Raw genomic sequence first — 18,262 nt, 5'->3', positions numbered from 1 at the left:
ACTAGACAATACAAGACGTATTTATCTTCCACACATTCAATTTTAATGTCTGGATTTTTTACTTTTTTTCACCGTTACCGCCGCTATTTGTACTTTTTTTCAGTGCTGCGGCAAATTGATTTGGATCTTGACTAATTACATCAACAACCAGTTTCGTATATAGTTCCATAGATTCTGCTAACGAATCATGATACTTCTTTAGGAATTCATCAAATGTTAACTTTTCTTTAGGGTTCGCTCCTTTAAATGCCATATAAATCACTTTATGAATACTTGTTTGATCAATTTGTTCTAATGCCGATAAGTCTTTATTATCCTTATCTCTTAGCCCATCTAAAGCTTGGAACTTTACAATATCAGCAATAATCGAACTAGTAATAAGCCCTTCTTCCTGACCTTTTTTCAAAGCGTAATTTGTTAAAAACGCCGGATAGTCTTGTTCATTAACAAATCGCTGTTCATACTCACCATCTACTTTTACAAATTCCGCTTCTTTTAATGTTATTTTTTGAACTTTCATCTGCTATTTCCTCACTTTCATTTTTCTTATTTAAACCCAAAAGAAAAAGCCCTGTATGAAACTAGGGCTTTTTTTAAGGTGCTGGTGTTGTTCCTTGAACAAGAGCTGAATTAAATTGTGTATGCCATTTTTGTGCTACTGTTGCATCTTCTAACTCATCCACAAATGCCTCATAATAGAAGTGATTTAAGTCATCAGGTAAGGCTGTGAATTCTAATTCCAGCATTGCCAATTCCTCTTCACCATTCGCAATAGCAAATTTAAAACCTGTGGAATTTGAGCAATTTGGAAACGCAATAAGTTTTACTAAATCCTCAAATTCGTCTACAACATCAGCTGTAAATACAAAATCGTATCCTTTAGATTCACTACCGTACGCCCAAACGCCTTTCTTTAATCCTGTTGTATCAAAACCAAAATAATCCCTTGCTACTTTAACAGGAATATGCGCTGAAACAGTAATTTTAAGTTCCGTGGTTTTCGATTTCTTTTTCAACGTCACGCCACCACATATTTTTTTCGTTTCCTTGTTTTCTGGTTCCCCTTCAATCGTTCCAACGCAACCGAATTTCTCACCTGGTTCTTGGTCACCTTTCTTTTTAAATTGAATACTTGCATTCGCAATCGTCACGGAATCAAATTCTTCAATTACTTTAACCATTTAAAATTCCTCCTCCAATACTTTATCTACACCTTTGTGTAATTCTTCTAAAATTCTTGGTCTAGCGTTTACAATCCCACGTTCCGCAAATCGCTGCTCTAAAGGATTATGCGAACCTCTTCCTTCGTTTGGGAAGACTAGATAACCAAACGATCCTTTTTTATTAGCTGCTCCACCACGGGCCAATATCCTAAAACCTAAATTCATCTTTTCACTTTTTGACCAGTTGCTATCTTTGGCATGGGTCTTATTTCGAACACTCCATTTAGAACGAGATACCGGAATCAGCTTTGTAATCTCTTCTATTGCAATTCGTATACCATCCGTATGAAGAATGGTATTGATTGCGGGTTCCATTTTATTTGGTAATACCCGCATTTTTTCTTCAAGCTTTTCTATGGCTTCATAATCAAGCTCAAATGCACTCAAGTGGAATCACCCTCTTAAACGTAAAAACAACACGATCAATAAAACGATCTGTATCTTTCACTTGAAGACGGTCACTTTTAGAAACTACAAAGGATACCATTTTCACCTTGCTAACCCACGAAATAATGTCAATGACCTGCTCATCTAAATTCGATTGATTTTCCGATAAATAACTAACGTATATACTTTGAGAAATTGTACGCTCATTTGAAGATGGCCGAAACTCACCATATTCCAATATAAAACAATTGTATCCCTCTTCTGTTAGCTGCGATTCCTCATCTTCTGCTAGTTCATCCTCAACAACTAAAAGCTTAAATCCACCTTCAAGAGCTTTTTTAACACCACTTCTCTGCTCCTTCATAAGCTTTTTAGATTTTTCATTCACGAGATTTCACCGCCTGCTGCAAATAAAAGAAAAGGTATTGTTTGTTAGAATCATGATCTGCTTTAATCACGTCATATTCGATTCCATCCATTAATACCTTAAGTTTATTTTTATTTATTTTTCTAAATGAAGGTGGATAGAGTGTTTTAACTTTTAAATCTAATCCCGTTGTTAAAACGCCCACCATTTTGTAATCACTGTCCCGTAAAGACATTACTTTATAGGCGAGCTTTCCTTCTTCATGAAACTTCTCACCTATTCTTTTCCCCTCTTCTGAGCGTTCTGTTTTTTTATATCCATATTGTAGAAAACCATCATTTAAGGTTTCTCTATACGCTTTTAGAACCATTAATTACACCAACTTTTCCTAAAGCTACATCTAAAATAAGCCTGGATAATTCTTTTTTATAATTTTTTTCAAACTCATCACCTGCATTGTTATAGACATATCGACACCGCTCTAATAGCAAATCTTTCGGTGTTAACTCTTTTGAAAAATCAAAAGACGCATTCGTTAATCCAAACAAATACGCCTTCCCTTTATCTAAAATACTATTTAAATGATTATCTTCTTCGTTCCATGTTATTTTAAGAACATCTTTTAATTCAGCAAGAAGATTGTCTTCCAATCGAACCACCTACTTCTCTTCTTGATCTGACTGTTTTTCCGTAGACTTACTTGTCTTTTTTGCTTTTTCAAGTTTAGGACCTAAGAAAGCAATTTGATATGGATTTTCGATTGATTGTAAATATTTCACCCGTTTATCGTTAGACTTAAATCCAGCCTTTGGATATTGCTCACCCTTTTTATAAGTAGTATCATCATGCTCTTTTTCAATAAAATCATTTAATACTTGGTACATATTATTCACTCCTTTTAAGGCGTTGGCGTTCCTTCTTTCGGCTCAAGTGCTGTAATATCAAATACTGTGAATGAATCGTGATCAAGTGGGCGACCATTTGCAAGCTGACGAATGAGATATAATCGTTGATCTTCAATCATTCGAAGAACATCGGTTGATTCTAATTTTTGTTCGCTACCAACACCCATAAAGTAATCTTTAGGTTTTCCGGAAATCATTCGATTTAATGGCACCGCTGGTGATTGAACCATCGTTAATCCTGGAACACCAAAATTATCATAAGTCCAAGTACCATCGTCTTTACGTTTTGCACCAATCGGGAAAAATTTCGTTGCATAGTCTAACGGATTCACAATTAAAGTGACGCCAGTATAACGGCGTGTCCCTTTTTTAGTTGTTGGCGCTAAAATCTCTTTACCAATTGTTGTTGGGCTAAAATCTTTTAATACAACAGGTTCTTTGTCTGGATAAATACCATCCGTTACAGCACCTTTTAGATTTTTAATCATACCAATTGGTTGTTTCTTCCCTGTCCCGCTAACAACAACATTTTCTAATTCTTCTGCTACAACTTCTTTCATAAATGTACGAACATATTTATCTAACCAGCTTGGACCTAATTCAAACATTGCTTTACATACAACTAGGAATCCGCTTAGTTTAAACATTCCTTGATCTACTGTATAGAATCCTTCGTCTGTCATTTCCTTGATGTTATCACACACATCTCCCCAAAATACTACACTTGCACCCTCTTTACGTAGTACCCATTGTGTAGTAGCTCCAGTTGTTTGGAAATTAATTAAAGATAGTAGTGGATGCTCTTTTTCAAGATCTTCAAAAACTCGTTCAAAAATAGTTGGTGGCATTAATTTTGTTACTTCATCAAATGACTGTACCTCAATAGCGGCATTGTAAAATTTCTGTTCTTCATTTGTTAAAGCACGCACACCACGAGCGGCCAATACTTGAGCATCCCATTTCTCGTCTTTTGCTTGTTGCGCTTCGTTAATAATACTATTCATCATGTCTTGAATATGCTGCATGTTTCCTTCCATGTTTGTCACGATACGTTCAGCGACCGCTTGCGCATCACCATTTTCAAGCGCTTCTTTCACATTAGTGATTTGCGATTCCTTATTTTCAATTACACTTCGATCTAAATTTTTAATCGTCATTTTATTACCTCCTGATTTTTTCCAATAAAAAAAGCACTGCTTTATGCGCGCTTAAATTTACTTAATAAATTTGAAGTTGTACTTGCTACTACTTTTTCATTCTGCTGTTTATTTTTATTTCGGAATTTCTGAAGTACATTATTTTTAAATCCCTCTGGATCTACCACTTCATCATTATCTTCTACATGTTCATTTACTTTATGGGCCAATCCAATTTCTACTGCCTCATTGGCTGTAAACCATGTTTCATTCTCAATCATCGTCTCAATTTCTGAACGTTCTCCTTGATAACGAGTCATATAAATATCTGCAATTGATTTGTCAATTCCCTCAAGAGCATTCAATGTCTTACGAATATCTAATTTTGTTCCCCACGTCCATGTAGAAGCTTCATGAATCATTAACATAGAACCGGTATTCATAATTAATTCGTCTGCTGCCATCGCAATAATAGATGCGGCGCTTGCTGCCAGTCCATCTACATTAATGATGATTTTTGCCGGATGATTTTTAAGTTGGTTATAAATCGCAATTCCATCAAATACATCACCACCAGGACTATTCAGATTGATATTAATAACATTTGCTGAAGTAGCTTTCAATGTTTTCTCAATATCAACCGCTGATGTAGAATCACTCCACCATGATTCACCAATATCACCATAAATCGTTATATCCAGTGAATCAGCTTTTGATTCTGCCTTAAAGGTATGTTGGACATTGACTAGATGATTATACTGTTCATTTTTATAACGTCTCATTCTTTTCACCTCCCTCCAAAGAATCAGCTTCTTGATAATTCTTTGTAACAAAGCGCTTATTTGCCCATTTTTCTTCAATCGGCTCTCTACCAAGAATAATTAAAATGTCATTAATAGATAAACCACCGATTGCAAAGAGCTTATCTAATGCTGTTGCTAGTTTCGTAATATCAACAACCTTAATTTTTGTTGTATCAATCTTTAAATATGTGCGGTCTATATATTCTTTTTTACTGTACATCTTCCGGTTAAATTCATCTTGGATCAATTCAGCAATTGGATTAATGCAAAAAGCTAAGAACGAATCCAATTGTTTTTCAATGTCCGCTACATCACCTTTTAAAATCCCTATAGGGACATGAAAAGCAACTGCTACATAGTTAAATATGTCATTGATCAAATCGCTAATATCACGACTTGTGCTATTATTTGATACACCATTTTTACTATCACTCATATCTTCAAAAACATAACCATCTTGTAATTGAAAAGCTGAACCCACTTTATCAGCATTAAACCAATTTTTTAACTGTCCTTCGAACATTTCATCAATGGCGGCCTGCGTTTCTGGATCTTGCGGTCTCAAAAAATCACCTTTGATTAACAAACGTTTATTATTCTTTCTTTTATAGTAATCAATTGACGATGCAAGTAGTTTCCCAAAACTACTATACATTCCATCTATAATTTGCATAATATTACGATCATTGAGTTTAAAGTGAAACACTTCTGATTCATTAAATGATTTTTCAAAAGTAAGCTCACCAACAGTTATGTCCTTGTACATATTCTCTTTTAATGCAAACTTATTAACATTAAAGGAATCTGCAATGTACAATTGCTCATTTTGCATAATAACTACACATTCGTTTTCCATGATTAAATGATTTACCAAACTATGCATAAATTCCGATGCATTTTGATTTTGATTTGGTTGTACATTTAATAAATAGTGATTTTCACCACGTTTTTCTTTCCCTTTTTCAAAGGTTTGAAATTCACACCTTGTTAAAGCATTTGCAATTAAATCAATACAACTTTCTACAGCAAGCTTTTTATAGAAATAGTCAATTCCTAGCTCATAGAAACATGAATCTAGAGTCATTGTCTTCCTACTTCCAAAAAAACCTCTTACCCAATCTCTTAATCCCACATTCTCACCACCTTTTATATACTAAATGATTTAAATATCTTTCTAACATTTTCTTTTGTTAAAGTATTTGACTCTTTTAACTCACTATCACAATTAAGAGCATGTAAAAAAGCGAAAAAACCATCTGTTTTTCGCTTCTCTTTATCAACCTTTTTATATTCAATATTGCCATTCATTTTCTCTTCTTTATAGACATTTCCAACATACCAACGCATTAACGGATCATCACCAAAAATAATAGTATGTTTAATAAAAACTTCTTCTACAAGTGGAGCGAGTTTACTATGAGTTGCTGGACCACGACGGACGATTTCAATTTCAAAGCCAGCCTCTTCAAGCGATTCTTTTAAAATAGCCGAACGGTATAAATCCATGCTGACTTTTTTTATACGGTATTCTTTATTCATCATTACAAACCAATCCCGCACATGTTCTGCACTTATCGATTTGTCATAAACAACAGTAAGTAATTCTTTTTCAATTGCAATTCGAATGATATCAGGATTAATATCTTGCAACTTAGGCGCTGTATGATGCATGAACGTATGCTGCTTCCAATATCGTTTTCCATCTTTTTTAAATAAGATTCCAACTGAACAGAAATCACGTATTTGCGCGAAGTCAACTGCTCCAATACATTCTATCCCTTGTACATTTTCAGGGAATGGTTGATTTGTTGCTAATCGTTCATCATAAGTAGCAACTTCTTTCCTCGTATCCTCAACAGGTAAATTCATTCTTTTCGTCATGAACTCAATACGTAATGCACTGTTACGTTTCATATCATGGTATTCTTTTCGCATTTCATGTTGTAAATTTTCATTGTATCTATATGAAGGATTTGCTTTTTCCCATTTAGACTCGTCATGGACTTCTTCTTCATCATCAAGCTTACATATGAAAGGAAACAGTGTGGAATGTGGTAATTCTTTATTCAACACCATCTGAGCTTCGTCTTTCATATCATCCAATACTCCACCACGGACATTCCCATCTGTTGTAATATAGAAAATCCTTGGATCTTTCTTTTTTCCTAAACCTGATGTAAAAACTTTTATATTTGAATAATCTTCATACTCATGTAACTCATCAAATATAACAGTTCCACTTCGCTTACCATCTTTTGTACGAGCATTTGACGTATTAAATTCAAATTTAGATTTAGTTTTATAATGTTTAATTAGTTTTTTTGATTTATAAAAAACCTTTTTTAATTTCTTTGCAAATTTTGGTGTTTCTAAAATATTTAAAACATCTTCGAATGAGGTTTTCGCCTGATCTTCTGAAGTTGCCACAATATCTATATCATAATTCTTAATCCCGTGATGACCACTTAGCATATAAAAACAGTCATAACTGATATATCCGTTTTTACCTGCTCCACGACCAAGTAGTAACAGATATCTGTCAAACATAAGACGACCGTCATCATAACGCACACCATAAAAAATGGCATTACAGAACCTTTGCCAAGCAAATAGTGAAAAAGAAAAATAAGGGGCTGGCTTTTCTACTGATTTTTCAATAGCATCTGCATCAATCACTACACCAGGTTGGTCTAACTTCCAACGAAGAAACTCCATGAGTTGTTTTTGTTCTTTACAACTTTGTATTTCCTCATTTTCAACCATACGCATATACTCGTCGATGTAAGGATGATACTTATATGTAGTTGAATTTCTAGATGTCGTCATCATCATCATTACCTTCATATACTGGTTCTTTCAAACCAAGAACTTTTAATAATTCTGTCATGCGCTTGTTTGTCTCACGAAATTCTTTTGTAGCTGGATTCGCTTTGACTCCCTTTTGACTCTCACTATTTTGCCATTCAATCATTGGTCCATTCTTTTTCATTTCTCTTGCTAACTTATTTTTCACATCAAACATCGTCATGTAGTCATCAACAAGATCAATGTAGTGCATGCCATACAAACCACTGTTTTCCAATTGTTGTAATAAATCTTGCTTTATCTGTGCTTTTTTTGATAGTTTCCGCACAAGTACCCCCCCTCTTACTTTTTAATTCGCAAAAATGTTTTAACCGCTCTCCTCCCCCCGTTGAATGGTCCTCCTACTAAAAGCCAAACTTTTTGACCGGGGGGTGTTTAAGAAACTAATTCAAAGTAAGTTTCGATAAAATCCAAAATAAAAAAGACTTCTTCAATAGAAATCTTTAGAATGTCTGTCGTAAATATTAAATTCTCTTCTTCTTCCAATCTTTCTCTAACATCATTAAGTTTAAGCCGTTTGCACTTTCTTGGGTTCACACAGTCTCTTATTTGGCAGTAACGCCAGTAAGAATACTTTCGGAACTGATTAAGCATGTCGCGCTCATATGACGTACGCTCGGCCTTCTCAGCGTATTGAATCATTAAGTCAGTATCAAATGTCCAACTACCATCCACAATAATCATAGCTACCACCGTTCCTCATTCATGAACTTAGGTACCTTCTTCTCAACCTTATCTAACCGATCATGTACTTCATTGTGACATCGAATACATAAGCATTGCAGGTTATCTAAATCCATTGCTAAGTGTGGATGTGTCTTCACCTCTTTAAGATGATGTACATTCTCAGCAGGCTTATATTTACCTTTCGACTTACACATTTGACATTCGTGATTATCACGCTGTAGAGCCTTGAGCCTTAGTGCTCTCCACTCTTTAGACTTATAGAACTTCATAAGCTTACCTTCTCTTATGAGCTTAATATAGTCCATTGTTAACACACCGTCCTTGCTCTTATGCATCTAGGCTTACGATCTAACACTTGAGACTTCAGAATATTTACCACAACAGTATGAGGAAGACTATTACGTTCTTTATATTCCAGTTCTTCTTCATATCTAAAAGCTTCTTTGATTAGATCATTAAACTCTTTGGCCTGTTCACTCATAATAGTAAAAGCCTCACGGATTACCTCAAATACTTCTCTTAATGTTACACTACAAACAATTATACCTTTCATCTCTTCACCTCTTCTTTAACTTCCTCCAAAAAAATATATCTTCTTTGAATGTATAAACTACAATTAAAGAAAGTGTCGGACTTTTAATGATGCCGAATTTATGTAGCAAGTATGAGAGCAATCCATTTTTATAATATCTCTTAGCCCATCTAACTTGAGCAATCCACATTCCTAATAAACTCTTCACTTACTCACCTCTTATCTTTCTCTAACAGATCATCCAACAATTTATTGATTACACTTGTTATAGCTTCTTCTTTATCTTCAAGCGTTGTGTTTTCTTGTAGCTCATCTAACACTTGAATTACATCTGGTAACCTTTCTAATCCCACATACTGTTTTATTTTCTTCTTGCTACGAAGAACGCGAAGGATTATTCCAATGACCATTGCTTTTTCAAGCTTATTTAATTCCATCCTCTCACCCCTTGTCTCTATATAATGCAACACGTTTGCGCCTTTCTTTACCTAGATAACTTCAAGAACTCTCTCATGCCATCTACAACTTCTTTATCGTTTTCAACAAGCTTACCTTTAACATAGATATCTCCATTGCTTTTCAGAGATACCATTTCTTGTTCACCAACTCTCAAGATGATACTGTCATGTGAAGTATCTCTTGCTAACTTATTCAAATCTCCATTATGTAACGTTAGATTCATCTCTTCTCCTCCTCCAAAATAAAAAGCACCCGAATGGATGCTATTTTTGTACTAACACTTTTCTAGGTTGACTTCCTGCATAAGGCCCTACAATCTCATTTTCTTCGAGACGATCCATGATCTTAGCGGCTGTCATATAACCAATTCTAAATTTACGTTGTAATGACGATACTCTCGCTATTTGATTTTCAATCACGAACTCCTTAGCTGGTTCATATAACCTTTCTATAACCTCATTAATGTTTACTTCCATTCCCATTTCCTCCCTTAAAATAAAAAAACACCCTAACGGATGCTTTTGGTAATGATTAATTTAAGTTTCAATTGCGGTACGTGAAGTTTTATTCTTTTTCCAATTACCTAATGTTGCTACATTCAACTGCGTCAACATTATTAAGTAACTGGAAGAAGAGCAAAAGCTCTCCCTAATAACGGTGTCATTCAATCGTTACCATCTGCTGGTTTCGGATTTTATTTGCCGCTATTACGAAACCGTTTAAACAACATATATTATAAAGAAATTTATGAGTTGTGTTTTCCGCCACTTCTCACCATACAAATATATCATGTTAAAAACCAAAACGTGTCCGTAAATCGTTCGCAAATAGTCCGCAGATAGTTCACAAATAGTTCGCGTTTTTTATTTCTTTATTTTTTCACATCGGTTTTCAGCCTCTTTTCGCATAGTTTTGAATAAATATGTTCTTTAATCCTAGAAAATGAATTAGCTATAATCTGGATTGTGTTAAATTCACCTATTCCGTTTAACCTTAGATATACCAATCTCTTTCGCATTTTATAAAAATGAATTTGACACTTTCAGTTTAAAGCTAATTCAATAAATGTTAAAAAAATAAAGGAGCTAGATTCTAAACTTCCTTTGATAATCATTTAATGTATCTTGTTCCATTCCAATGTATCTCAATGTTTCTTTTTGATCTGTATGATTTAACATTTTTTGTAGAGCGACTACATCTTTAAATTGTTTGTAATGATGATACCCATATGTTTTTCTAAGTGAATGAGTACCTATACGTTCCAACCCAAACTCTTCTGCAGCTTGATTCAATATGACATATGCCATTGCACGAGTAATCGGTTTGTTTTTTCCGTTCCTACTCTTAATGAGGTATTCATTCTTTGGCTTTCCTTCAGTATAATTTCTGATGGCTCTCTTCAGCTCTGAAGGCATCTTCACATCTTTGATCTTCCTTGTTTTCTTTTCGCGTATCACAATATTCCAGCCTTCTACATCACGAACACGTAAACGTAAAATATCCGATATTCTGAATCCTGTATTAATACCAAGAAGAAACAGAATGTAGTTCCTCTCATTCTGTTCCTTATAAAACTCTTTTATTTCTTGTATTATTTCTTTATCTCGAATCGGCTGTACAATATTCATATACTTTGCCCCTCTTTTTGTTTACGCGTTTTTTGAAACACCTCTTTCTTTAGATTGAAAGCTAAACGCAATATCGCTCGTCCTTTTAACTTATAATATTTTGTTTTACCTATACCTAAATCCATCCAGATATCTTGATCATATCCAGAATCATGTTCCATATAAAATTTCACAATCACTTCACGTTCATCATCTCTTAGACGATTCACACCGTCATACAACCAACTCATAAATTTATTTCGTTCTTGTTCATACTCTATTCTTTCTATTGCAATATTTTCAGTCGAACTGTTAAACTCATTTGTATTCGATGGAGGAACAATAGAATACGACGCTGTCACTTTTGGCAGCATATCACATGGCATAGTTGCTAAATATCTACGATACTCATTAAATACTTTTTCGATTTCTTGTTTTGTTCTTTTTCCATCCACAATTGGCATCTTGAATGATAGTTGTTTATTCATATTAAATTCCTCCATTGTTATTATTTTTGTCTTAATGCTCCACGTCTACGCTCATAACGCGGTCCACGAATCCCCATTAAATCTTCAATGTCACGAGTACTTAATTTTTCTTTTCTTTTTTTCTTATCTTTCTTCTTTACTTGTTTTGATTGCTTTTTCCATTCACGTAGCTGATCCTTTAACACCTTCATTTCCCCATCTCCCTTTTCAAAATAAAAAGGACACCTATTCCTAAAACAGCTTGGATTGCCGCTTTAATGAATTGGTGTCCTCTAGTTTTCTAGCCGGACTATATTCATTTGTAATCTCGAATTTTGTCTAAAATTTGTATTTTTTATTCATTTAGATGCTACATTTGTCCTGTTATAATAAATGTAACATTGCCACTCGAAAAAAGTGACTTGTCCCCAATACAAGTTGCTTTTTTCTTTTTTATTTTAAAAGGATTATTTTGTTCAGTTTTCTATAGTCTCATCAATCTTCTCAATAAACTCGTACAATTCTGATTCCGTTTCTAAATCTGACGTACTTTTCGCAATCTCTGTTAACTTTAAAGATAACGCCATTAAAAAATCTGTTGATGCTTGCATCTTCCTCTACCTCCAACTTTCATATCTTTGAATTTCTTCTTCATTTCTTTTCTTTAATAATCTAAGAAACTTTATAACAGTTTCATCTTTTGTTTCTTTCATTTCCTGTTTAATTATTTCTAACTTATCTTTATGTGTTTTTTGTTTTATTGTTATCCAGTCCATCCCCTATACCTCCTATTTTTCAGAAACATATTCATAAAATTCGATTTTGTTATCAATCTTTTCAATTGGCCATTCATCAAAATAATTAAATTCAATCTTTACGCCTTCAACGAATTCAATCAAAGACATTAAATGTAAAACTTTTTTATATCTATCCATTTCTCTTCCTCCCCTGAATAAAACTCAATATCCCGTCAATACTGTAGACAACCCATTAAGTTACTTTCTCCTTGTTCCCCCTTGGAGATGAGCAGTTAGCTTTTGCTAGCTGCTTTTATTCTGTAAGTACATCCCATCAATAATTACATCTTTTTCAATCAGTTCTTCTTCCTCTACAAGACCATTACGAACTTTATCGATCGCCTTATCCGCATCAGGAGCTTCAACGTACGCTTCATAAGATTTAGTTTCAGTAAATTCAACACGATATCTTTTCATATCCATTCCCCCTTTTCTACAAAATGAAATTTTTATAATAATCTCTCAGCAATTGCATGAATTACATTAACGGTAACCGAATTTCCTGCCTGTTTATAAAGCTGACTATTCGAATTAACTTCTTGTGCTTTATCAAACGCCCAATCAGGAAACCCTTGTAATCTCCAACATTCCCTTGGTGTTAATTTCCGAATACGATAAGGTGGTTTATTTTCAATAACCGCTTGATTACAAGCTGTATCTAATGTTTGAGCAATCTCTTTCCCTGCACGTCCTCTTCTTGTTTCACTTCCTGGTACTGAATAGTTAATACTGTCACCAATTTGAGCTTCAGCATAACCTTTCTTAGTAGCTTCACGAACTTTAACTAATGTAGTTTCTTTGCGCGCGACATTTCTTGGCAAGTAACATGCGTGTGTTCGTGTAGTTAAACAGTATGCGTTACCTTCTTCGGTAAGCGGAAATGGTTCTAATAATACTTTAGGTTGTCTTCCACCACCTTGCATTGTATCTAGAGTAGGGGAAAGTCCTTCCATTCCATAAATTCTATTTAAAGCTTCTTGTGAATAGTGGTTAAGATCTGCCGCTATTTTAATATTAGTTTTTCCACTATTTTGTCGGATAGGAAATACTTCTCGTCTACTTCTTCCTCTAAGATGTCCGATAATGAACACCCTCTCACGGTTTTGGGGAACTCCGAAATCTTTGCTGTTAAGTAGCTGCCATTCCGCATCATACCCCAATTCATCAAGCGTGGAGAGTATTGTTCTGAATGTGTTCCCTCCGTCGTGATTGAGTAAGCCTTTGACGTTCTCAAGGAATAAATATTGTGGTTGGATTTCTTTGGCGAGTCTAGCAATTTCGAAGAACAAAGTTCCTCTAGTTTCTGCGAATCCCAATCGTTTTCCGGCAATGCTGAAGGCTTGGCAAGGGAATCCACCACAGATAACATCGACTTGTCCTCTAAGTAATCGTAAATCGTCGTTTGTAACAGTTGTAATGTCATGTGCCGTCCACTCTCCTTTTGTATTATGAATTGCTTCGTATGATTTTCTAGCAAACTTGTCCCATTCTACATATCCCAGGCACTTATGACCTGCAGCTTCCATTCCCAATCTAAAACCGCCAATTCCGGCAAATAAGTCTATAAAAGTAAGACTCATATCACCACCTCGCTTTCTCCAAAAATGAAGTTTTTGTTTAGTTTTTTACTAACTCTGGGTTTTCGTAAGTATTCCCAATGACTTCAATCTCTGTTGCTTCGTTAAATATCGACCATCCGTTACTTCCATCTGTCTTTTCAAATAGAAAAGCACATTCTATAAACTTAACTATGCCAATTTCGTCAATGTCGCATCCCGGCATAACGCTATACATATGGACAATATCCCCTTCATAAACCTCCTTGCCGTCCTTGTCTTTTAGGCCTGTATATTGCATCGGTATGAAATCTTCATTCAGATAAGATCCGCAAATATTACCGTATTGAATATCCAATATTCTTCCTCTATTAATAATTACATCGTAGTCCATTTTTCTTTCATTAACGTCCCAACCTCTAAACTTAATTTCTCTCATTCTCCATTCTCCTTTTCTAATAAAATAGCGTTTTTATTACAATTCCATATTCATTATTTCTCATTGAAGTTCAATCGAGAGAATTCAAAAAATAAATCGTATAAAATCAATTATTTTTATAAAACTAAAATTTTACCTAAGTGACACATCACAACCTTAATGCATATCCTATGTACTATGTACCATCTACATTTATATAAATTCCAAATTTAAAGTGAGGGAAAATAAAAATGGCATCTTGTACAGGAATAGCTTGTTATTTACTTTCTAATTGGCCGATAGGAACTATCATTACAGTAACAACCAAGTCTGGACAAATAATCGGACCTGCTGCTCTTTCTAGTTTTTATCCAACACTTTGTTTAGTTATATTAAAAGAGGAAGATGTAATAACCCCTGAATCTACTAATATCATATTTATAGGTTGTGAAGATATTGAAAGTGTTACCTTAACATCTTAATGTAGTATTTCTATTATTTGAAAACTTCCTATTCTATTTTTAATTGTGTTATATCAAGCATCCTTATCAGGGTATTTCTAATCCATTTAAAATACCCTGAACCAATCTTTTGCAATCAAATTTAATATCAAAAGAACTATTCCTAATTACACATTTCAACCTTTTCATTTCACAATTCCCCTCCAAATAACGATTTTGTTATAGTTCACCTTCATGTTTTTTTATGATGCTTAGAACTTCCTCTGCATACGGTTCGTCTTGATTAACTACATAATATTTAGGATCTGGATTCCGACCTTCCTCCTCCCTCATGATCCCTATTTTCCGTACAATACCATCCAGAACTGCCAATTCGCTTTGAGTTGACACTTTTAGGACATCCTCAATTTTCAATACCCCAAACTTCATATTGTTTCTTCCTCTCTCCAAAATAAAGATTTTGTCTAAACCCATTCACTAATCTCATACTTTGGCATACAATAATATTGCCTTTCTATATAATGTGAGCTCGTCACTTTCGTTATAATGAGACATAAGGAGCGCTCTCGATCAGCGCTCTTTAGTTTTCATGTGAAAATTCTGGTCAAATGATTCACATTCTTAGAAAAAGGTACATATATTATCATGTACTCTTTTACAATAAGAGTCTTGGTCTTAAGAGCACTTTTAAAAGTGCTCTTTTAAGTTATTTAGATGTATCACGTTTTACATACAATAGACATAGAATACAATGAGCACGCAAGACATAGTTTCTATATAATCGTGTACATTTTTTGTACACGATTTTTTTATTAAATAAGAAGTCTGTTTAAAATTCAGTAACCTTATTGATTCCTTTGCATACATTATTATTGTAAGGAATTTTACAGGTTTCTCCGGTCCAGTTACCTTGAATTTCTTGCACACCTCATCGAAATAACCCGTTTTAAATAGCGGGTTATTTTATTTTTGGTCATAAAAAATTTTTGTTTAACTTTCATTCATTTTTTTACTTATTTTGAATACATTACTATTAAGCCAAGAAATACACAGGTTTCTCTGGACCAGTTACCTTGTATTCCTTGAACTCCTTGTACACAGAACCTGTTAGTAATAACAGGTTCTTTAATTTTTTCATCATACAATAACTATTTTGTTTGAATTTAGTTCTTGCATAAGACCGACTAGACACTAACCTTTTTCTGTAGTAAAATTCCTATCAGAAAAAGGTTAGGAGATTTATTTATGACTTTTGAAGATAATCGTAATTTAGGCATTCAACAAGGATGTATAGTAATAACAGATCATTCACAATATCTTGTTGTTAAAAAGAATGAAAATTATTCTTTATTAAACATCGCAACTGCGGAATGCATGAACTTTGAAGTTTCACTTGAACATCTTGAAGAAATGGTCCAAGTAGATTTAAAAGAAAAAATTCAAGATATCATTCCGCCAGAGAATATTAAAATCGTAGCTCAAAACAGAATATAAAATGTATTTTCTAAGAGCACTTTCGATAGTGCTCTTTTTTCATGAACAATTTCAAATAACGCTTTTGTTTAGTTTTCCTCTGAAAAACTCCATGAACCATCAATGTAATTGTTTGACCACTCTCGCCATTGTTCCTCAAGAAACTTTTCTACATCCTTATCTACTTTCGGATCATAACCTAATTCATCTAATGTAAATGTTTCATCATGTTTTGCGCCTGCATAACCAATGCTTAATGTAAAACGCACTTTTTTATTTGAATCCATTTCTTATTCCCCATTTCTGTACAAAATTCAAATTTTGTCTTACTTTACATCGACACGTGCTTTACTTGCTTCTCGACTAAAACCATCCGGATATCTTTTAGCTAATTTTGCGATATTCATTTGAGCGATATCTTCTAAGGTATATCCCATTTCGTGAGACATGATCGAAATGTAGTACAAGATATCTCCCAGCTCTAAAGCGATTTTATGCGTATTCCCTTCTTCTTCTCCTGGACAATGAGCTGGATCAAATCCATGACCATGAAAAATAGCTTTTTTTACAATATCAGCAACCTCACCAGATTCTCCCGAAAGCCCTAATGCTGCATTTAAAACACGTCCACCAAAATCCTGATTTGTATTCCATGTACGTAATGCCGCTTCTTGATATTGATCTAATTCACAAATTTGATTGTTGCTCATAAAGGCTTGTCCTTCCTTTGATTTACTGATTAATTTAGTTACTTCCATAACGCTGTTTTTCATTGCTTTCATTTTGATTTCCCCTTCCTATTTAGCAAATCCCTAATCCTATTGGACGATTTTCAATTAAATACTTATCAGCTTGATCTATTACAAGAAGCGCAACTTCCGCTTGGTGTCTCCTTAACGCTTTTGCCATCTTTGGTAAGCTCATACCTTGACTCCACATTTTACGAAAACGAACTACATCTCTTTCATCCCAAATGAAGTTAGCCTCTTCTAAAGCGATGTATACCTTTAAGCGTGATTCCTTCATCGCTTCATGATTTCTTGCTACACTCATAAGCGAACCTACTTTCTAAAAATGATTATTTTATCTTTTCAGTAAACTTAGTATCCACACGATCAACCTTACCGTTTACCCAAACCGCAACTTGCTCACCGAATCCGCTCATTGGTGGATTGACTGCTGTAACATTTCCGTCCTTCACTATTAATAGTTTGTTGCTACTAACATCAATTTCTATTTTTTTCATATGTCCCTCTCCCTTTTGCTCAATCCATGTACTGAACGACATCTGGCTTAAATCCACTGCCTAAATAAATCCTTACTGGAATATCTTCCTTTTTATCTCTTGCTGCCTTACATAATTCCTCGGCTGTTTCCCAATTACACGAACTATCAATTGATCGCTCATATCGCCAAATTGCCATTGCGTATTGTTCAAATAATTCATAACGTTCATCTGGCTCCGTTTTACGTGGTAACTCATCTGTACATTTTGCATTTTTAGGAACATGAACGCGTACATCTGCATATGTAGTGCGTCCAGTTCCCCTTTTTACATTTGCTTTCATTACATCGAACTGACAAATTTCCGGCTCTACATCGAAAATATTCAATTGTTTAGGCATGTTCCTTCACACTCTTTTCAAGAGAATTAAGTAACTCAAGTGCTCCTTCCTTACTCAAAAACATTCGGCCACCTAACAATTCGATGTTGGAATCAGATACTTCACCAGTTACAAAGCATGACTTTTCTTGTTTTTTCAAAATGATGTTTTCTCCATAAACATGAAAGTCTACTGCTGTACCTTCAGCAATACCCAAAGTCCTGCGTAACTCTACCGGAATTACTACACGTCCTAGCTCATCAACTTTTCTTACAACACCTGTGTTTTTCATAACTTTCTCCCCCTTGTTAACTTACTTTTTGTTGTTGGTTCCGTTTCAACTCTTGTTTCATTAATTCAAATTTGATTAACCATGCTTGCCAACGCTTATCGTTTTCTTCTTGCTGCTGTATTGCCAATTCACAATTACAACCGCTCGTTTCAATTACACCTGGATAAGTTTCTTTACGAATAATTCCTGTATCATGACATAATGCACACATGTTTATTCCTCC

Annotated in this window: 37 protein-coding genes; 2 read left to right on the top strand and 35 right to left on the bottom strand. The window is 34.3% G+C overall.

Features of this window, described 5'->3' with window-relative positions:
- Positions 1–58 precede the first annotated feature (58 nt).
- The 27 genes from ACO6VI_RS03470 to ACO6VI_RS03340 all read right to left on the bottom strand — a co-directional run bounded on the left by ACO6VI_RS03470 (position 59) and on the right by ACO6VI_RS03340 (position 14,230).
- Positions 59–520, bottom strand: coding sequence for a hypothetical protein (locus ACO6VI_RS03470; protein ID WP_251199650.1), 462 nt, complete (start codon positions 518–520; stop codon positions 59–61).
- A gap of 73 nt (positions 521–593) precedes the next feature.
- Complete coding sequence (locus ACO6VI_RS03465; RefSeq protein WP_251199649.1) at positions 594–1,181, bottom strand: phage tail protein; 588 nt, start codon at positions 1,179–1,181, stop codon at positions 594–596.
- Positions 1,182–1,610, bottom strand: a complete 429-nt coding sequence (locus ACO6VI_RS03460; RefSeq protein WP_422422994.1) for a hypothetical protein — start codon at positions 1,608–1,610, stop codon at positions 1,182–1,184. It lies immediately after the preceding gene.
- A complete protein-coding gene (locus tag ACO6VI_RS03455) occupies positions 1,597–1,998 on the bottom strand; it encodes a hypothetical protein (protein ID WP_251199647.1) in 402 nt (133 codons plus the stop codon). The genes ACO6VI_RS03460 and ACO6VI_RS03455 overlap by 14 nt, the downstream gene beginning before the upstream one ends.
- Positions 1,991–2,347, bottom strand: coding sequence for a phage head closure protein (locus ACO6VI_RS03450; RefSeq protein ID WP_000243069.1), 357 nt, complete (start codon positions 2,345–2,347; stop codon positions 1,991–1,993). The genes ACO6VI_RS03455 and ACO6VI_RS03450 overlap by 8 nt, the downstream gene beginning before the upstream one ends.
- Entirely contained in the window at positions 2,328–2,627 is a 300-nt protein-coding gene (locus ACO6VI_RS03445; protein ID WP_251199646.1) for a hypothetical protein, read from the bottom strand. The genes ACO6VI_RS03450 and ACO6VI_RS03445 overlap by 20 nt, the downstream gene beginning before the upstream one ends.
- Positions 2,628–2,636: 9 nt before the next feature.
- Positions 2,637–2,861 (bottom strand): hypothetical protein, encoded by a 225-nt coding sequence (locus tag ACO6VI_RS03440; protein ID WP_251199645.1) that lies wholly within the window; start codon positions 2,859–2,861, stop codon positions 2,637–2,639.
- A 14-nt stretch (positions 2,862–2,875) separates the two neighbouring features.
- Positions 2,876–4,039: a phage major capsid protein gene (locus tag ACO6VI_RS03435; protein WP_251199644.1), complete on the bottom strand. Its 1,164-nt coding sequence runs from the start codon at positions 4,037–4,039 to the stop codon at positions 2,876–2,878.
- A gap of 41 nt (positions 4,040–4,080) precedes the next feature.
- Positions 4,081–4,800, bottom strand: a complete 720-nt coding sequence (locus ACO6VI_RS03430; RefSeq protein ID WP_422422993.1) for a head maturation protease, ClpP-related — start codon at positions 4,798–4,800, stop codon at positions 4,081–4,083.
- The gene (locus tag ACO6VI_RS03425) at positions 4,787–5,953 is read right to left on the bottom strand and encodes a phage portal protein (RefSeq protein WP_251199642.1); all 1,167 of its coding nucleotides are present in this window, start codon (positions 5,951–5,953) and stop codon (positions 4,787–4,789) included. The genes ACO6VI_RS03430 and ACO6VI_RS03425 overlap by 14 nt, the downstream gene beginning before the upstream one ends.
- Positions 5,954–5,967: 14 nt before the next feature.
- Positions 5,968–7,650, bottom strand: coding sequence for a terminase TerL endonuclease subunit (locus ACO6VI_RS03420; protein WP_251199641.1), 1,683 nt, complete (start codon positions 7,648–7,650; stop codon positions 5,968–5,970).
- Entirely contained in the window at positions 7,634–7,954 is a 321-nt protein-coding gene (locus ACO6VI_RS03415; RefSeq protein ID WP_063537242.1) for a P27 family phage terminase small subunit, read from the bottom strand. The genes ACO6VI_RS03420 and ACO6VI_RS03415 overlap by 17 nt, the downstream gene beginning before the upstream one ends.
- Before the next feature lie 107 nt (positions 7,955–8,061).
- Positions 8,062–8,370, bottom strand: coding sequence for a hypothetical protein (locus tag ACO6VI_RS03410; RefSeq protein ID WP_000587659.1), 309 nt, complete (start codon positions 8,368–8,370; stop codon positions 8,062–8,064).
- 2 nt (positions 8,371–8,372) lie between these two features.
- Positions 8,373–8,642, bottom strand: coding sequence for an HNH endonuclease (locus ACO6VI_RS03405; RefSeq protein WP_002164449.1), 270 nt, complete (start codon positions 8,640–8,642; stop codon positions 8,373–8,375).
- Between the two features lie 38 nt (positions 8,643–8,680).
- Positions 8,681–8,926 (bottom strand): hypothetical protein, encoded by a 246-nt coding sequence (locus tag ACO6VI_RS03400; RefSeq protein WP_000676190.1) that lies wholly within the window; start codon positions 8,924–8,926, stop codon positions 8,681–8,683.
- A gap of 191 nt (positions 8,927–9,117) precedes the next feature.
- Positions 9,118–9,342 carry a hypothetical protein gene (locus ACO6VI_RS03395; RefSeq protein ID WP_000422427.1) on the bottom strand — a complete coding sequence of 75 codons (225 nt, stop codon included), beginning with the start codon at positions 9,340–9,342 and terminating at the stop codon, positions 9,118–9,120.
- Between the two features lie 47 nt (positions 9,343–9,389).
- Complete coding sequence (locus ACO6VI_RS03390) at positions 9,390–9,587, bottom strand: hypothetical protein (protein WP_001054638.1); 198 nt, start codon at positions 9,585–9,587, stop codon at positions 9,390–9,392.
- A 40-nt stretch (positions 9,588–9,627) separates the two neighbouring features.
- Positions 9,628–9,840: a DNA translocase FtsK gene (locus tag ACO6VI_RS03385; protein ID WP_000453545.1), complete on the bottom strand. Its 213-nt coding sequence runs from the start codon at positions 9,838–9,840 to the stop codon at positions 9,628–9,630.
- A 609-nt stretch (positions 9,841–10,449) separates the two neighbouring features.
- Positions 10,450–10,992, bottom strand: coding sequence for a tyrosine-type recombinase/integrase (locus tag ACO6VI_RS03380; protein WP_001028515.1), 543 nt, complete (start codon positions 10,990–10,992; stop codon positions 10,450–10,452).
- Positions 10,989–11,459, bottom strand: coding sequence for an ArpU family phage packaging/lysis transcriptional regulator (locus tag ACO6VI_RS03375; RefSeq protein ID WP_001041469.1), 471 nt, complete (start codon positions 11,457–11,459; stop codon positions 10,989–10,991). Before ACO6VI_RS03375 ends, ACO6VI_RS03380 begins: the two co-directional genes overlap by 4 nt.
- A 20-nt stretch (positions 11,460–11,479) precedes the next feature.
- A complete protein-coding gene (locus ACO6VI_RS03370; RefSeq protein ID WP_080470791.1) occupies positions 11,480–11,650 on the bottom strand; it encodes a hypothetical protein in 171 nt (56 codons plus the stop codon).
- A 264-nt stretch (positions 11,651–11,914) separates the two neighbouring features.
- Positions 11,915–12,049 (bottom strand): hypothetical protein, encoded by a 135-nt coding sequence (locus ACO6VI_RS03365; RefSeq protein WP_422422992.1) that lies wholly within the window; start codon positions 12,047–12,049, stop codon positions 11,915–11,917.
- Between the two features lie 6 nt (positions 12,050–12,055).
- Positions 12,056–12,214, bottom strand: coding sequence for a hypothetical protein (locus tag ACO6VI_RS03360; RefSeq protein ID WP_422422991.1), 159 nt, complete (start codon positions 12,212–12,214; stop codon positions 12,056–12,058).
- Between the two features lie 12 nt (positions 12,215–12,226).
- Positions 12,227–12,373 (bottom strand): hypothetical protein, encoded by a 147-nt coding sequence (locus tag ACO6VI_RS03355; RefSeq protein WP_422422990.1) that lies wholly within the window; start codon positions 12,371–12,373, stop codon positions 12,227–12,229.
- A gap of 105 nt (positions 12,374–12,478) precedes the next feature.
- Positions 12,479–12,652 (bottom strand): hypothetical protein, encoded by a 174-nt coding sequence (locus tag ACO6VI_RS03350; RefSeq protein WP_422422989.1) that lies wholly within the window; start codon positions 12,650–12,652, stop codon positions 12,479–12,481.
- 32 nt (positions 12,653–12,684) lie between these two features.
- On the bottom strand, positions 12,685–13,815 hold the full coding sequence (gene dcm / locus ACO6VI_RS03345) for a DNA (cytosine-5-)-methyltransferase (protein ID WP_422422988.1): 1,131 nt from the start codon (positions 13,813–13,815) through the stop codon (positions 12,685–12,687).
- A 37-nt stretch (positions 13,816–13,852) separates the two neighbouring features.
- On the bottom strand, positions 13,853–14,230 hold the full coding sequence (locus ACO6VI_RS03340) for a YopX family protein (protein WP_422422987.1): 378 nt from the start codon (positions 14,228–14,230) through the stop codon (positions 13,853–13,855).
- A 230-nt stretch (positions 14,231–14,460) separates the two neighbouring features.
- Between ACO6VI_RS03340 and ACO6VI_RS03335 the strand changes: the two genes are divergently transcribed.
- The gene (locus ACO6VI_RS03335) at positions 14,461–14,691 is read left to right on the top strand and encodes a CGEA protein (RefSeq protein WP_422422986.1); all 231 of its coding nucleotides are present in this window, start codon (positions 14,461–14,463) and stop codon (positions 14,689–14,691) included.
- 198 nt (positions 14,692–14,889) lie between these two features.
- Here ACO6VI_RS03335 and ACO6VI_RS03330 read toward each other — a convergent pair whose 3' ends face one another.
- Complete coding sequence (locus ACO6VI_RS03330; protein ID WP_422422985.1) at positions 14,890–15,144, bottom strand: hypothetical protein; 255 nt, start codon at positions 15,142–15,144, stop codon at positions 14,890–14,892.
- A gap of 771 nt (positions 15,145–15,915) precedes the next feature.
- Here ACO6VI_RS03330 and ACO6VI_RS03325 point away from each other — a divergent pair.
- Complete coding sequence (locus ACO6VI_RS03325) at positions 15,916–16,164, top strand: hypothetical protein (RefSeq protein WP_247728010.1); 249 nt, start codon at positions 15,916–15,918, stop codon at positions 16,162–16,164.
- A 68-nt stretch (positions 16,165–16,232) separates the two neighbouring features.
- Here the strand turns inward: ACO6VI_RS03325 and ACO6VI_RS03320 are convergent, their stop codons facing one another.
- The 7 genes from ACO6VI_RS03320 to ACO6VI_RS03290 are packed head-to-tail and all read right to left on the bottom strand — an operon-like array spanning position 16,233 to position 18,250.
- On the bottom strand, positions 16,233–16,430 hold the full coding sequence (locus ACO6VI_RS03320; RefSeq protein WP_353842173.1) for a DUF7167 family protein: 198 nt from the start codon (positions 16,428–16,430) through the stop codon (positions 16,233–16,235).
- 39 nt (positions 16,431–16,469) lie between these two features.
- Entirely contained in the window at positions 16,470–16,925 is a 456-nt protein-coding gene (locus tag ACO6VI_RS03315) for a nucleoside triphosphate pyrophosphohydrolase family protein (RefSeq protein ID WP_016099718.1), read from the bottom strand.
- A gap of 19 nt (positions 16,926–16,944) precedes the next feature.
- On the bottom strand, positions 16,945–17,196 hold the full coding sequence (locus ACO6VI_RS03310; RefSeq protein WP_000109497.1) for a hypothetical protein: 252 nt from the start codon (positions 17,194–17,196) through the stop codon (positions 16,945–16,947).
- A 25-nt stretch (positions 17,197–17,221) separates the two neighbouring features.
- Complete coding sequence (locus tag ACO6VI_RS03305; RefSeq protein WP_000717826.1) at positions 17,222–17,389, bottom strand: DUF3954 domain-containing protein; 168 nt, start codon at positions 17,387–17,389, stop codon at positions 17,222–17,224.
- 19 nt (positions 17,390–17,408) lie between these two features.
- Positions 17,409–17,768 carry a hypothetical protein gene (locus tag ACO6VI_RS03300; protein WP_001125975.1) on the bottom strand — a complete coding sequence of 120 codons (360 nt, stop codon included), beginning with the start codon at positions 17,766–17,768 and terminating at the stop codon, positions 17,409–17,411.
- Complete coding sequence (locus ACO6VI_RS03295; protein WP_000799103.1) at positions 17,761–18,039, bottom strand: AbrB/MazE/SpoVT family DNA-binding domain-containing protein; 279 nt, start codon at positions 18,037–18,039, stop codon at positions 17,761–17,763. Before ACO6VI_RS03295 ends, ACO6VI_RS03300 begins: the two co-directional genes overlap by 8 nt.
- Positions 18,040–18,055: 16 nt before the next feature.
- A complete protein-coding gene (locus ACO6VI_RS03290) occupies positions 18,056–18,250 on the bottom strand; it encodes a hypothetical protein (protein ID WP_000332459.1) in 195 nt (64 codons plus the stop codon).
- Positions 18,251–18,262: the final 12 nt, after the last annotated feature.

It is taken from the genome of Bacillus sp. PSXD-155, assembly GCF_049310765.1.
GTDB classification, from domain to species: domain Bacteria; phylum Bacillota; class Bacilli; order Bacillales; family Bacillaceae_G; genus Bacillus_A; species Bacillus_A cereus.
The sequence above is the reverse complement of the archived record's forward strand: the minus strand, read 5'-3'. Positions and strand labels throughout refer to the sequence as shown.